The 15,519-nt window shown below is 41.4% G+C and carries 9 protein-coding genes; 4 read left to right on the top strand and 5 right to left on the bottom strand.

From position 1 onward, the window contains the following. The first annotated feature begins 330 nt into the window (after nucleotides 1-330). Both HWQ36_RS05330 and HWQ36_RS05335 read left to right on the top strand, forming a co-directional pair. Nucleotides 331-1,200 (top strand): zinc metalloprotease HtpX, encoded by an 870-nt coding sequence (locus HWQ36_RS05330; protein WP_292698843.1) that lies wholly within the window; start codon nucleotides 331-333, stop codon nucleotides 1,198-1,200. Nucleotides 1,201-1,316: 116 nt separating this feature from the next. After that, nucleotides 1,317-1,745 (top strand): hypothetical protein, encoded by a 429-nt coding sequence (locus HWQ36_RS05335; RefSeq protein WP_292698845.1) that lies wholly within the window; start codon nucleotides 1,317-1,319, stop codon nucleotides 1,743-1,745. A 490-nt stretch (nucleotides 1,746-2,235) separates the two neighbouring features. Here the strand turns inward: HWQ36_RS05335 and HWQ36_RS05340 are convergent, their stop codons facing one another. Further along, on the bottom strand, nucleotides 2,236-7,995 hold the full coding sequence (locus HWQ36_RS05340) for a PAS domain S-box protein (protein ID WP_292698847.1): 5,760 nt from the start codon (nucleotides 7,993-7,995) through the stop codon (nucleotides 2,236-2,238). 791 nt (nucleotides 7,996-8,786) lie between these two features. Between HWQ36_RS05340 and HWQ36_RS05345 the strand changes: the two genes are divergently transcribed. Then, nucleotides 8,787-8,996: a hypothetical protein gene (locus HWQ36_RS05345; protein WP_292698849.1), complete on the top strand. Its 210-nt coding sequence runs from the start codon at nucleotides 8,787-8,789 to the stop codon at nucleotides 8,994-8,996. On the opposite strand, the gene HWQ36_RS05350 is transcribed toward HWQ36_RS05345, so the two are convergent. Further along, a complete protein-coding gene (locus tag HWQ36_RS05350) occupies nucleotides 8,988-10,217 on the bottom strand; it encodes an RNA-guided endonuclease TnpB family protein (RefSeq protein ID WP_292698851.1) in 1,230 nt (409 codons plus the stop codon). The two genes, HWQ36_RS05345 and HWQ36_RS05350, sit on opposite strands and share 9 nt — an antisense overlap. 320 nt (nucleotides 10,218-10,537) lie before the next feature. Here HWQ36_RS05350 and HWQ36_RS05355 point away from each other — a divergent pair, with 320 nt between their 5' ends. Further along, nucleotides 10,538-10,924, top strand: a complete 387-nt coding sequence (locus tag HWQ36_RS05355; RefSeq protein WP_292698853.1) for a hypothetical protein — start codon at nucleotides 10,538-10,540, stop codon at nucleotides 10,922-10,924. Nucleotides 10,925-10,985: 61 nt separating this feature from the next. Here the strand turns inward: HWQ36_RS05355 and HWQ36_RS05360 are convergent, their stop codons facing one another. The 3 genes from HWQ36_RS05360 to HWQ36_RS05370 all read right to left on the bottom strand — a co-directional run bounded on the left by HWQ36_RS05360 (nucleotide 10,986) and on the right by HWQ36_RS05370 (nucleotide 15,144). Further along, nucleotides 10,986-12,314, bottom strand: a complete 1,329-nt coding sequence (locus tag HWQ36_RS05360; RefSeq protein WP_292698855.1) for a lipid-A-disaccharide synthase — start codon at nucleotides 12,312-12,314, stop codon at nucleotides 10,986-10,988. Between the two features lie 173 nt (nucleotides 12,315-12,487). After that, on the bottom strand, nucleotides 12,488-13,582 hold the full coding sequence (locus tag HWQ36_RS05365; RefSeq protein WP_292698857.1) for an AI-2E family transporter: 1,095 nt from the start codon (nucleotides 13,580-13,582) through the stop codon (nucleotides 12,488-12,490). 128 nt (nucleotides 13,583-13,710) lie between these two features. Beyond that, nucleotides 13,711-15,144 carry a bifunctional orotidine-5'-phosphate decarboxylase/orotate phosphoribosyltransferase gene (locus tag HWQ36_RS05370; RefSeq protein ID WP_292698859.1) on the bottom strand — a complete coding sequence of 478 codons (1,434 nt, stop codon included), beginning with the start codon at nucleotides 15,142-15,144 and terminating at the stop codon, nucleotides 13,711-13,713. Nucleotides 15,145-15,519: the final 375 nt, after the last annotated feature.

Below are 15,519 nucleotides of genomic sequence, written 5' to 3' on the forward strand. Positions count from 1 at the left end.
CAAAGGACGCAAAGAGAAGAAAGAAATACTTAACCCAAGCGTATTGGATATAGACTCATAAACTTATTTTTTGGAAATCACTAATGGCGTAGTCGTAGCCCAAACTAGGCATCGCACTTGTAATTTCTATCTGGAATAAACAATTTATTCCTATAGATAGATAACAAAAATAAATAAATTAGTATTCGTAAAACTTAAGTAGGAAAACCGTACTTCTCTGATAGGTTTTCTGTACCATAGAGCTAAGTTTAGCTGGATACAATCAAAGCGTGGCTTATATTAATGCTGTTTTTCAGAAAATGTATACAGCATTAGCAGGAGAGCGAAAATATGATAAATCAATTGAAAACGGCTGCTTTACTAGCTGCATTAAGTGGACTTTTAATCGCAATTAGTTACTGGATAATTGGCGGTTCTAGTGGCTTGATTATCGGAATTGGTTTGGCAGCAGTAACAAACCTATTTTCCTGGTATCAATCAGATAAGATTGCTTTGGCAGTATACCAGGCCCAGCCTGTGAGTGAAGGAGAAGCACCAGAACTTTATCGCATGGTGCAGAGATTAAGCGATCGCGCTAACATTCCCATGCCTAGAGTTTACATTGTCCTAAGTCAAGGTGCTAACGCCTTCGCTACAGGGCGCGATCCCGAACACGCTGCTGTGGCTGTCACCGAAGGAATTTTAAATATATTGCCAGATGATGAACTCGAAGCCGTTATCGCCCACGAACTCACCCACATTATTAATCGTGACACCCTCACACAAGCGGTTGCTGCAACTGTTGCTGGTGCTATCTCATTCCTCGCGCAAATGGTGAGTTACAGCTTATGGTTTGGCGGTGGTTCACGAGATAACAACAGAGGTAGTAATCCAATGGGTGTTTTGTTAACAGTAATACTTGCGCCAGTAGCGGCAACGATTATTCAGCTAGCAATTTCGCGCACACGAGAATTCTCTGCTGATGCAGGTTCTGCTAGATTAACTGGTAATCCCCGCGCCTTAGCCAGGGCATTACAACGCTTAGAAGCTTCAGCAAAACAGATCCCTTTAAATGCCAATCCAGCTTATGAACCGTTATTAATTATCAATTCTATCTCTGGACAGTTTTTGGGTAATCTATTCTCTAGTCATCCTGCTACAGAGGCGCGAGTTGCAGCATTATTAAAATTAGAGCAACAACTACCAACAAAAGTTTATTAATTTGTCATTTGTCATTCGTCGTTTGTCATTTATGAAATTAAAAATGACTAATGATTATCAGTATAGGGTGCAATTTTCATCCAAGAGTAAGCTTTGCAATTAAGGATGTTTTAACTATGAATGCTAACAACATCGAATCTTTTGAAAGCACAGTCATTGAATCTACAGAATCTATAGTAATTGTAGAAATTAGTTCTCAAACCGACGAATTAGTAGAAACAGAAATGGCTAACGAAAGTGATGAAGTGAAGCGCGAAACCAAAGCGCTGATTGAGGCACTAAAAAGACGCGCTCAAGCTGAAGCTGATTCAGCAGGTACTCTCACACGTGAAACCTATTTGAAAGCTGTGCGACAAGCACGCGAATTGGTTGAAGGCAGAAAACTCATGGAACGCGATCGCTTAGAGGACTCTTGGGCGGTAATTCAGGATGAAGCTGAGAGAAACTGGTACTTATTTATGAAAGACTTAGTAGACTTCAATTTTCGCCTGCAAAAGGCGGCTATTGCTGCTTGGGAAACCTTCAATAACCCTTACTCTCGTTAGTTCGCTGAACCTCTCTCTGTCTTGAACTAAAGTTCAAATCTCTCCCTCTCCGAGTCGGCTACCGTGTATACACAAGTCGAATTACCCCCCTTAATCCCCCCGATGCATTGGTGGGAAACCGGAAAATCTAGTTCCCTCCCCTTTATAAGGCTATGGTGTACACACATCTTTGTATAAAACCAAAATCGTTGAAGATCCCCCTAAATCCACGCCACTTGCTTCACTACAGCGCTTCTCTGCGAGACGCTTTGCGTTAAGCGAAGCTATGCCGAAGGCTTTACGCGCATCCTGCGGCGGGGGAGACCCCAAAACCGCAGTGGCTCCCCGATAAATTGGGGGGCAAAAGCTTTTCAAAGTCCCCCAATTTATCGGGGGGTTGGGGGGATCAAAAGCCTGTGGCGCAACACTAGCAGACTTGTGTGTACACCGTAGGCTTGCGGGGAGGGGGCTATAAAGTACCTCATTATGATTAGGAAAAGCTATATAATTCTTATGAACTAGATAATACTCCTACAATACTCGTCAATTCCATAATTTTTTCAAACTGGAAATTATCAGCTAAATTCTTAATAAAATTCCTCAATTTAGCATTTTCTGAAGGAATTTGTTCAATCAATTCTAAAATTAAGTCATCACTACATTGGGCTGCGGCAGTATACACCTGTTTCACCCATTCAGGCGACATTTCAGATAATAGAGGGACTAAATCTGTCAGCTTCAATATTGATTCTGTTATTTGTTGTTTTGCATTTTTTATCTGATAGTTATCTTCTTGATAAATATATTGAACTTCTAAATATTCGCCCAATTTTTCTAATAATTCTTCTTCACGAAAAGGCTTGTTAATATAATCATCGCAACCAGCTTTAATTGTTGCTTCTCGCTGTTCCTCAAAGGCGTTAGCGGTTAAGGCGATAATAATGGTCTTGCGATTTTTGATTGAGGTTTCTTCTCTAGCTTTAATAATTTTTGTTGCTTCGTAGCCGTCCATAATCGGCATCCGCATATCCATAAAAATTAGGTGTGGTTGCCATTCTTGCCAAAGTGCGATCGCTTCGATGCCATTTGTCGCTTCCTGGACTGCAAAACCGATAGATGTCAGAATTTTTACTAGTACTAAACGGCTGTCTGTGGAGTCATCAACCACCAAGATACAGAATTCGTTTTGATCGGGCGCTAAACTCAGAACTTGTCGTCTAATTTGTTGGATCTGGATTTCGCTGGCTGCGGCTAGACCAATTTGAATATCAAAGGCAAATTGACTTCCCTCGCCAATAATGCTGGTAACACCAATATTTCCCCCCATTAGTTCCACATATTTGCGACTAATTGCTAAACCTAGTCCTGTTCCCTGTTGCGATTTTCTACCGGTTTCAGTTTGTCCAAAAGCTTCAAACAGCAAGTTAATTTCCTGTGGCGCAATACCGCGACCAGTGTCTTGTACCTCGAACAAGAGATGAGGGGGACTGAGGACTGGGGATTGGGGATTAATTATTCTCCTCTGCTCTCGCTCCTCCCCTGCTCCTCTGCCTCCCTGCTCCCCCTGCTCCCCTGCTCCCCTGCTCCCCAGTCCCCAGTCCCCAGTCCCCATCGCCACTCGTAATATCACTCTTCCACTATCGGTAAATTTGATTGCATTTCCCAAGAGGTTAAGCAATACTTGACGCAGTTTACTTTCATCAGCTTGGATGTACTGCGGAAGGTGAGATGTATATTCAAAGATTAATTCTAATCCTTTGGAGGTGGCGCGGAAACGCAACATCTCTTCGAGGTTTTCTAAGAGGCGAATTAAGTCAAAACTGTTGAGATTTAATGTTATTCTGCCGGCTTCGATTTTAGACATTTCCAGAATGTCGTTGATTAAGTTGAGGAGATGTTCGCCAGCACGATTGATGATTGCTAGATTTTGCTGATGTTCAGTAGATAAAGCACGATCGTGGCTCATGATTTGAGTAAAACCGAGGATGGCGTTGAGTGGGGTACGTAGTTCGTGGCTCATGTTGGCGAGGAATTCGCTTTTGGCGCGGTTGGCAGCATCAGCTGTGATTACAGCTTCTTGCAATGCTTGTGATTGCCTTTGAGTTTGCGCCAGTAATTGTGCCTGCTGTAAAGCCACACCTAACTGATTGCCAATTTGAACTACGATGTTGATTTCTCCTGGTTTCCATTGGCGGGAATCGGAATTTTGATAACTCGCTAGTAATCCCCAAATCTGACTACCATATAAAATCGGGACAATAATATAAGCTTTTGCTTGAAAGCGTTCTAAGAGGCTGATGTAAGCAGGATGAAATTCAGCGTTGTAAATGTCTGGGACGCAGCGAAAACTTGCGTCTTGTGTGTAAATGCCGCCTTGGGTTCCTTGCAGATCATCATCTTGCACCTGATTAGCCGTGCTATTCAAAATTTTTGCTAGGCAACGTCCCTCTTCTAAGACACCTTCTGTGAGATTAGGATCATTGTTATGTTCTTCTATCAGAGAAATCCAACCATTACCTACAGACTCAGAGACAAATTCGCCACTCCATTGGGGATTGAAACGATAGACGACAACCCGATCGCAATTGAGTACTTGCCGTAATTCTTGGGTTGTCGCTGCAAATATAGTCTCTAAATCCAATGTTTGGCGCATCCTTTGAATCACTTGGGCGATCGCTTTTTCCCGTTCTGCACTCTCACGCAGGGCTTCTTCTGCAAATTTTCTCTCGGTAATATCTGTAATCGTACCGATGTAACCTTTAATTTCTCCATCATCTCGAAATTCTGGCAAAGCCTGACAAATTACCCAAACTACTGTACCATCATCACGCAAAAAACGATGTTCGTACTTATACATCGTTTTAGCCACTCTTGCTTGATGCCATATTAACAATAGCTGCTCACGATCGTCTGGATGTACGGCTTTTGTCCAACCTGTTCCCAGAGAATTTTCTAAACTGCATCCACTAATTTGACTCCAGCGTTGATTAAAATATAAGGCATTGCCATTCACATCAGTGTGAAATATACAAGCTGGTGAGGCTTCTGCTAGAAGTTGATATCGCTGCCGACCTGCTTGTAAAGCTAATTCTGCCAGTTTAGCATCGTTAATGTCTGCCCAATAACCAACACATTCTATAGGGTTTCCAGCTTCGTCACAAATTAACCTCATCTTTTCGTAAAACCAGTGATAAGTTCCGTCAGCGTGTAACCACCGATATTCGTAGGAACTGTACTCTTGCTCAACCAGTTGGGAAAATTTTTCTGAAATCAGTTCAATATCTTCTGGGTGGACGTGATGCAGCCAGAAACTAGGATTTTCGAGAAATTCCTGGGCTTCGTAACCAACCATTGCCTTAACGTTCTTACTAATAAAGGTAGTGCTAAAATTGCCTAATGTTTTTTTGCTGCTATAGATCACCACAGGGCTAGAAGTAAGCAGATATTGAAGGCGTTCGTTGGCTAAACGTAGTTCTTGTTCGACATGTTTGCGATCGCGTAGCGCGGCTTGCCGTTCGCGCAAGGCTGCTTGCAATTCGCTAATTTCTACTAAAACTGTGCCCACACCAGAGGGGCGATCGTCCTCACCAGGAATCGGAAAATAAGAAGCTAAGAAGTGGCGGATAATATCTGGTTGTTTAACTGATGCGGCGCTTAATTCTTGATTGAGAATGGGTTGACCAGTCAACAGAATCTGTTGATAAATTGGTTCCACTAGGGGGGCCACTTGAGGTAAGACTTCATGAATAGTCTTGCCAATATGAGCTTCCTGGGGTAGTCCATTAATCTCCGCCAGTGGTTGGTTGATTTGCACAAATCGTAATTGCTTATCTACAATATTCATGCCGACGGGAGCGCTACTAAAAAAGGCATTGAGGCGGGCTTCTCTGAGTGCTAGTTCTTGTTCTAGGGTTTTGCGCTCAATCAACCCACCTAACTGAGCAGCAACAGCATTTACTAGCAAGAGCAAACGTCTATCTACCAATACCGAACTACGTTTAAAAAACACTAAAACAGCTAAGACTTGGTTTCCAGCCAGTATGGGAACACCAAAACTAGCTTTTAATCCTACCTTGACTGCTTGTTGCGATCGCAAAAAAATCGGCTCTGTAACTTCCGAAACATCTTCTATCCATTCTGGTTCCTGATTCTGCCAAACTCTTCCTGGTAGTCCCTCTCCCAGAGAAAATTTCACAATTTGGCTTTGGCAGCAAAATTCTTCTAAATTGCTTTGTTCGCCATACCAGCCCAGACTGTGTTCTAAAATAGTACTATCTTCATTCGGTATCCATGCTTCACCAAAATCCCAGCCAATAGTATGACAAATTAAGCGCAACACCAGTGCTAAAGAGCTATTGACATCATTGGCGCGAGTGATGGCTTGGGTTGTCAACAGTAACAAACGGCTTTCATTTTCTGCCTGCTTGCGTTCAGTAATATCTTTCGCTGTGCCCAGTACGTAACATTTCCCATCAATCTCGATCATTTCTGCACTCAACAACGTTGTCCTGATTTCTCCTGAACAAGTGCAGACATCAATCTCGTAGTTACGGATGGCTTTAGTTTTTTGCAACATCTGAGTGAGAAAATTATATTCTTCTGGATTCACCCAAATATTCAATTCTTGATCGGTGCGATCGATAACCTGAGAACGAGAATAACCAAAAAACCGACAAAAACTGTCATTAACTTCGATGTAGCGTTTGTTAGGAACAGTAATTAAGGCAATGGGATCGGGAGACGACCGAAAAGCTGATGCTAACTTTTCTTCAGAAGCCCTTCGCGCGGCTTCGGCGCGTTGGCGTTCTTTTGCCTCCAGCACCAAAGATACTAAATTGCCCAGAGAACGAGCGAAATTTTGGTCTTCTAGTGTCCAATGATGAGCAACTCCCACTGCCTCTAAACGTAAAACTCCTACGGTCTTTCCCTCCTGCCTAACGGGTGTATCGAGTATAGAGGTAATATTTAATCTTGAGTAAGATAGAGAAAATTCTCTAATTCTGGGATCGGTATGGGCATCATCTGCGGCGATTGGTTGATCTTGTTGCAAAGCTGTAAAATAAGCTGGATAGTCTGCCTCTGATAAGGAAAATCCTTCGCTATGTTGATTGCGACTGCCCTCAAATAGGTCAAAACACTCGATTTTCAAGCCTGTTTCGTCATACAACCAAACACTGGCTCGTTCCATTCCAATATTTTTGACAGCTGTTTCTGTAATTTTACTCAAAGCTGCTTTCAAGTCACCCTGATAAAGGATCTGATTTTGTGCCAGTTGGGTTAGCACTAGGTTATGATTGCGGAGCTTAATCGCGCTTGCTTGGAGTAATTTTTCTACACCTCGTCGCTGTGTAATATTACTAGCAGTGCCTGTCATGCCTATGACTAAACCCTCTTCGTTGCGTAATGCGATCGCATTAAACATTAAATAAAGTAAAGTACCATCTTTAGCTACACAGGTAGTTTCATGCTGAAATATTGACTTTCCCTGGAAAACACGCTCAAAGGCTACTTTATCTTTAGCAACTTGCTGAGGCGAGATAAAATCAGTCAAGGCACGCCCGATCATCTCGTGGGGTTCATAGCCATAAATCTGCTTGACTGCCGGGTTAACAAAGGTAATTAGTCCATCAATATCTACCGACCAGATCATATCCTGGGATGTCTCCACCAGGTGGCGATACTGACTTTCACTCTTCTTAAGGGCAGCTTCGACTAAAAGGCGTTCGTTTTGGTAAACTTCTTTACAAAAGGCTTTATTAAGGCTAGCAGGAATTTCTTTGAAAATTTCTTCTATCTGTTGGTTCCGAAGATTTAACTCAACAGCAACCCGTTGACGTTCTTTAATCTCCTCTTGCAGTTGGGTATTTTGTTCTTTTAACTGTTTTTTGAGCCTTTGGAGAGTCAGTTTATTTTGTATGCTTAATAAAACTTCTTTAGCTTGGAATGGTTGAGTAATATAGTCAACATCGGCTAAATCATAAACGTTTACTTCTTCAGATAATTCATCTGAAACACCAAAAAAAATTATCGGAATCTCTTGAGTTTTCTGATGAGATTTTAAATTTTGATAAACCTCATAACCATCAATATTTGAAATGAGAACGTTTAGTAAAATCAAATCAGGAGGAAAAGCCAGCGCCGTATTGATTGCCAATTCTCCAGAAAGGGCCCTTTGCACCTGATAACCTTGGTTGTGAAGGATGTCTGATAAAAAATGTAAATTCTCTAGCTTATCATCAACTAATAAAATTCTGATTTTTTGAGCATCCATATCAGTTACTAAGCTAATTTTCAATCAGGAATAAATTGTTGAATCAAACCGAACATGAAATTAGAAAGCAAAACCTTATTAAAAGATTGTCAATAGAATGATCGTTGCTTAACACCATACTTCACCGTAGAGTATGGGTGTGTCAAGTTAAGGCAAATCCCTCTTTAACTGGGGATAGAACTCTGTAAAAACAACAATTATACTGTAATACAGAAGTAACTTTTATACAAAAACTATTTGGAAGTGATTATACTATGGCTTCACCTCAATTCTGCATCAGGATTCTAAAATACATGAATGAGCGCCTTGTATGTGATACCAAACAAAACCGCACGACTAAACACTCCCCTTTCCAAGCGGCTACGGTGTACACACAAGTCTTTGAGAGTTGCCTCACATTTAGATCCCCCTAACACGGTGTACACCGTAGGCGTGCGGGGAGGGGCATTGGTGTCAACTTAAGTCAGAAAGCTTATTCCACGGTCATTTTACCCCACACGCCAGATGCTCCACTACAGCGCTTCTCTGCGAGACGCTTTGCGAACGCGCATCCTGCGGCGGGGGAGACCCCTGTTCCCGCACTGGCTCCCCTTAATCCCCTCCCCGTTCACGGGGAGGGGAGATTTTGTCGCTAGACAAAAGCGGGGTGGGGTTCCGACGACTTAATTGGTAATTGAGTAGGCTTAATATAACGTCATTGCGAGGGTTTCACGTTAAGTTGACACCAATAGCTTTTCGGCCCACCCCGCAAGATTGGGTAATTATATTAGTTGGAAGTCCCTTTGCGGATTGTGGCTCAATCTGGTGATGATGAAGATGCAGAAGATCCAGTAATGATGCGGCTGTTTCTCGATTTTGCTATGACAGAAACGCTCAAAAATAACACGCTGCAACCTTATACAACTGAAATGTCTGAGGTTGCCCACGAACAAATTGCAGGTGTGGAATTAGACAATGAGTCATTACGAAGATGGCTAATTTTGTCAGGTGAACTACCCTAACTTACCGAGTACGGTTGAAGTTGGGGCTTCTGTAATCATAGGGGAGTGCCTAAACTTAGACTTTCGCCCAAGAGTAGGACTTACCTCTCCTCCTACAGTAGAGACGGCTGAACCTTCCGCCTTTATCGTTCTGATACCCTCTGCTCTTATGTTCTGCGCGGCATTTTCATCACGCGAATGATGAGTATTGCAATGAGGACAAGTCCATTCACGGATATCCAATGGCATCTCACCTATTTGATAGAAACAATTAGAACAGAGTTTTGAACTGGGGAACCATCTATCAATCTCAACTAACTTCGCACCTCTGCGTTCTAGCTTGTAGGCTAAGAAGTTGGTGAATGTTCCCCATCCTGCATCAGATATTGATTTCGCCAATTTATGATTACGAACCATGCCTTTGACATGAAGATTTTCTATTATGACAGCTTGACTATCGCTGACCAACTTATAACTAAGTTTATGTAGAAAATCGTGCCGCGAATTACTAACTCGTTCGTACACCTTGGCAACAACTTTTCTATACCTATTCCTTGATTTACTCCCTTTTTGTTTACGTGCTAATTTTTGCTGCTTACGTTTGAGGTTTTTCTCATGTTTGGCAAGGTGCTTGGGATTATCGTATTTGGAAACATGAACACCGTCAGTGACGACAGCAAAGTGTTTCAAACCTAGATCAATCCCATATATTTTACCTTCTGAAATAACCGGATTTTCGCCTTCAATCTCAGTCAGGATAGATGCAAGGTATTTGCCAGAGGGCGTTTTGCTTACAGTAACAGTCTTAACTTTCCCCTCAATCGCTCTATGTATTTTGGCTTTGACTATCCCGATATTTCCAGGGAGTAAGACAAATCCATCTACAATCTTGACGTTTTGAGGATACTGGATAGACTGTTTGCCATGCTTAGATTTGAACTTAGGAAATCCAGCACGTTTCTCAAAAAAGTTTTTGTAGGCTGTGGTCAAATTGAGCGTTGTAGTCTGTAAAACCTGGCTGTAACAATCAGATAACCACACCGTATCTTCAGCTTTTTTGAGTACAGGAAGAAATGCGTTGAGCGCAACACGGCTAAGTCCCTTGCCCGTCTCCTTATAAGTCTCAATAGATTTATTCAGAGCATAATTCCACCACCATCTAGCACACCCAAAAGTTTGTGCTAGTTGTATTTCTTGCTCAAGTGACGGATATAAACGGACTTGTACAACCTTGTGTAACACTCAACATTACCTCCTTGATGTGTTACTTTATCATGAATATAGATTGTGGTAAAGTAGCAAAATAAAATAATTGGTGGCATCTCTTGCACCCCACTCCAAAATCCACCTGCGGTTGATATTAGTCGGAGGTGCTTTCGTCGTCACCCAGCAATAATCCCCGCCCTGTAGAGGGACGGGGAATTCCGCCGAATTTGTTAAAAGAACAAGAGAGTTGCCAACTAGTTGAAATCTTGTTGACCTTTATGCTTAAAATTGCACAAGAGGTTTTTTTAGCATCTACTAAAAGCTAAAGTTGACCCTTTGCAGGACTCCCATAAGCAATGCTGACTGAAATTTTTCCTTTTTCCTTTGAGTTCAACACGATCGCGATCGCAGGAGCGAGTTTGTGGTCATTGGCGCTATATATAGGTTTTTCCCCAGTTAATCAATGGGTAATCGAACAACTCAACCGCTGGTTTAACTTTGCCGAGCGATCGCTTTATACTAGCCAGACAGAATTTGAAAAGACTCGCAAGGGCAGAGAATCCCAAAATGCTTTCTACGCCTCATTATTTAGCATCGCGCCTTTTTTAGTAGTTGGTGCTTTATGCAACTGGGGTCTGGAAATTAGTTTAGGTGAGAGTTGGGGAATCAGTACAGGAATATTAGCTTGTATGGGTGCCGGCATTTATGAACTTGGGCGCAGGGATGGAGAATCTTCAGATTAAGGGGGATGAGGGGGATTAGGAAGATGTTGCTCCCATTACTCCCTCATCCCCCCTACTCCTTCTACTTCCCAATTTCCTCGCCAACAATCTGTGCTATTTTCTGCGCTGCTCCCCCTTCACCGCGAATGTTTTGTAACTTTGTTCGCATCTCATCCAATTTTTCTGGATGAGTTAAAAACTCTACAACCATTTCCCCAATTTCTGGCGGTTGAATTTTCCCCATAAGTTCGGGCACTATCTCTTCTTGTGCCCAGATATTGGGCCATGCTAATAAACCTTTGCGTCTCACGAATCTTAGGAATAACCAATTAATCACATTAGCAAAGGGTGTACCTACCCCTGGCAGATTTGCCAACAACCCAGGTAAACCATCCCAAGAACGCATGGCATCAAGTTGCTGGGTTGGTAGTAAAACAATCATTGGCACTGCTAAAGCACCAAGTTCGGCAGTGTTTGCCCCCACTGTAGTTAAGCAGATGCAACACTGGGATAATAAGTGATATGCAGGGTTTTCTTGACACAGTTCCACAGTTAAACCTGTTGCTGTTTTGAGCAATGCTTTGCCTCTATTGTCCTCTGAAACAATTAAGGAAGCACCACCAAAACCAAAGATTTCAGCAATAGAATTCTTTTGAGGATTGGCAAAACTAGCTAAAGTTTGTAAATCCAAAGTTGGGGCTACAGGAATCACAAATTTAGTTTGGGGTCTTTTCGCATGAACGTATTCGGCAATACTTAAAGTTAATGGTACTCCTTGAGCTAATTTTGCTGCTTTTGATCCGGGGAGTAGACCAATTAATTCAGTCATTAGTCCTTTGTCGTTGGACAAATGACCAATACTTCGACTTACCTCGACTTCGCTCGGCACAAGTCGCTCAGTACAAGTGACTGATGACGAATGACTACTAGCTTCTACCATCAAATCACCTACAACGGTGAATTTGTGAGCATATTTTTGGGGGACGCGGGCAGCAACTTCGGGTTTCATCACGCCAAAACGATCAATCCAGTTATGCCATCTGGCTGACCATTCGGCGTAAACCACTGTGCGATATCCGAGCTTTTTGCCTATGACTACGGGGAAAATTTGATCGCCACCGAGAAAAACAACGACACCGCGACTTCTCCAGTCCCAATTATTAAAAGTTTTACCCCAGAGCAAAAATTGCCAAAAATGCTCTGCTGCCTGGACTCTATCTACTTCTGGGTAAGAAAGTGCGATCGCAGCTTCTTTACCACTAGCATTTGAGCAAGGTGATAATATTACACTGATCCTCACTTGATTTCGGTCATCGCCGAATTGTTGCCGCAACGCCCTTACTACTGGTAGCACCCAGGTTGTTACTTCACCAGGGCCATTTGATAGGATGAGAATATCTACTTGAGTCATTAGTTAATGGTCAAGAGTTAGGGGTCATTAGTCAAGAGGCATCCTTGTCACAAGCGTTAATCTACCACACTGAGCAATAGTGAATTTTAAGATAATATTTTCAACCGAAGCTAGTACAGCACTTAATTTCTGAATTCAGAATATCTGAATTTTTCTTCAAAAACAACTCATTTCTATACTGATTCCTTTGGCAACAATTCTGATGCTACTTCACTCTTAACTACATTCTCAGAATCACCAGATTTAGAAAAACCATCTGCTGCATCTTTGATAAAACCAGCTATAGGTACCGCGATTAGCAAACCTAAAACTCCACCAACATTGGTTCCTACAAGTAAAGCAATTAATACCCATATTGGTCTAAGTCCAGTAAATCTGCCTAAAAGCCGTGGTGCGATCGCCTGATCGATTAACTGGTCAATGACAAAAGCTACCGCCAAAACCTTCACTGCTAGCCAAAAATCATGCGTGGCTAATATTAAAGTTATTACAACAAGACTGACAACATCACCAAAGGGAATTAAGCTCAAAAGCCCCACTCCCAAACCAAAGAGTAAAGCAAACTGCACTTGAAAAGCTAAAAACATTAATGTTTCTGAAACTCCCATTAGCAAAGCCAAAGTTCCTTGCCCAATCAAGTAATTTTGGAAGTTTTGCTGAATAGACTGTTTTACTTGTTGGGCAAAATTACCTGGTAACTTCTTAAATGTCCATTCCCAAATTATCGGGCCATCCAACAATAGATAAAAAGTCAGCACTACTATAATTAATGCATCAGAAACACTATCAATCGTATCTACAATAATGCTTAAAAGTTTATCTGTAATGAACTCTAATTCATTAGGTAATTGGTCAGTAAATTGTGTTAGTAGCTGACTTAAATTTACATTTAATTTGTGCCTAAAAAACCAATCATTTAAAACTTGAAGTTTTTCTTCGCTAGAATCAATCCATTGAGGAAGAATTTTCACCATCTCATGAGATTGCTCTAAAACAATGGGAACTAAAGTGATACCCAGAGCAACAATAATTATCAATGCTGAGATAAAAACTAATGATACTGCATAGCCACGTTTTACTCCTCGCTTTTGGAGAATGGCAACAGGATAGTTTAAAACGAATGCAAGCAAAGTAGCTAAGACAAGAATTGTGACGACGGGTTGAAAATTTTTAACAAGCAAAAATGCTAGCCAACCATTGAGAAAAATTAGAGGAAATAGCAGCGTAAAAATTAACCATTTAACCAGTTGATTGAGTGATAAATTCATAATTAATTTAAAAAACAAAATTATTCTAGTTACTAGATTCAACCGAGTAATTAAATATGCTCAAGAGGAAGTAGACAATAAAAATCTTCCCCCACTCCCCACTCCCTATTTCCCCATTATTCCAATTACTAACTTTCAGCAAAAGCTAAAAACTGCTCCTCATTTATTCGCCCTGCTTGATACAGAGTATTAGTAATTTCCGAAATAGTTAAAACCGCATGGCTGCGATAACCATTTTGCTGTAACCTATCTTTCACACCCTGTTCATGGTCGATCAATACCACAATATCATTAACATTTAGTCCTGCTGATTGTAACTTTCCTGCTCCTTCCATAACACTTTTGCCACTAATAAGAATATCGTCAACTACTACAACTGTTTCACCAGGATGAAAGTTACCCTCAATAACTTTGCGCGTTCCGTGCGCTTTCACCTCTTTACGGGGGAAAATCATTGGACAATGAAGGCGCAAAGCTAAACCAGTGGCAGTAGGCAAAGAACCATAAGGAATACCTGCTAACCTATCAAAATTGAGATTCTTTAAAATATCCTCATAAGCAGTGAGAACTTGATTAAAAACTTGGGGATTGGAAATAATTTTGCGTAAGTCGATGTAATAAGGAAATATCGCTCCTGATGCTTGGATAAAGCTGCCAAACATAATACAGTCAATGTCATAAAGTTGTAAAATCAAATCCTGGTGAGGGTGCTGATTTAGGAAACAAACATCAGGAAACCACACAGAACATGTAGAATTTTCGTGAATAATTTCAGTTTTTAGTTGATTAATTTCTGCACGTAAAGCCTTGACTTCCTCAGATAATTGTGTGTTTCCCAACATATCTTGAGGAACAGGAATCAGCAAACCATCACCGTTAGCATTCAACCCTGCTTCTAAAATTTGTTTTAGATTTCCACCTTTCGCCCAGATACTACGTGCCATAATAATCCGTTCAGGTGCGATCGCTCGAATCAGGGCTAAAACTTCAGCATTTGTAGTTCCCACTTCTAAACCCAATTGTTCTGGAGTTCCCCAGGTTTTTGATTCCTTTACCACCTGTAAATAAAGGGGTGACTCATTTGTAGGATATTGCTGTAAAGCTTCTGCACCTGGATTAGAAGTACAGCATAAGATAAATACCGCTTTCTCAGGATAGACCAAAAAAGGTGCTACATGATCTTGTCCTGTATAGGGACTAAGAGTGATTGCATCCACCTGCCATTCTGCAAACACAGTTTGGGCAAAAATGGTACTAGTATTTAAGTCACTGTGTTTGGCATCTAAGATAACCGAGATATGGGGTGGAATTGCTGCTAAAATTTTGTACAGCAGTTCTAAACCAGGAATACCTAACGCTTCGTAGAAGCCAAGTGTCGGTTTATAAGCACAAACGTAATCAGCAGTTTCCGCAATAATGAATTTTAACCACTTTTCCAAACCAGCGATGAGTTCCTCAGATTCATAACGCACAGGCATCATCTCTGGATTTGGATCAAGTCCTACAAATAGTAAGCTTTGATTTTGTAAGATATTACGATTCAATTTATCAAAAAAGTTCATTTTTTTTAAAGAGTCATTAGTTATTGGTCATTAGTCATTAGTCATTAGTCATTATTATTGCCTGCGTCTCTCTATCTCCATGACCATAGTTTATTTAAGTAAGTTGGCGCAAAAAAAACCAAGTATTTTACGAAACTTAAATACGCTTAAACCTCATCTAAGTTGAGAACCGTAGTTTTCGCCCTCACCCTAAATCCCTCTCCCATATCTGGGAGAGGGACTTTGAAATTCTAGCTCCCCGAATCCCAGATATGGGGGATAGGTTGGGGGATGAGGGCAAATCCTTACTAATGACCAATACTTCGACTACGCTCAGTACAAGTGACAAATGACCAATGACCGCCTTTGCGAGTTATCTTTAATTGCGCCAACCTA

Source organism: Nostoc sp. NMS2 (genome assembly GCF_017115105.1).
GTDB lineage: Bacteria > Cyanobacteriota > Cyanobacteriia > Cyanobacteriales > Nostocaceae > Nostoc.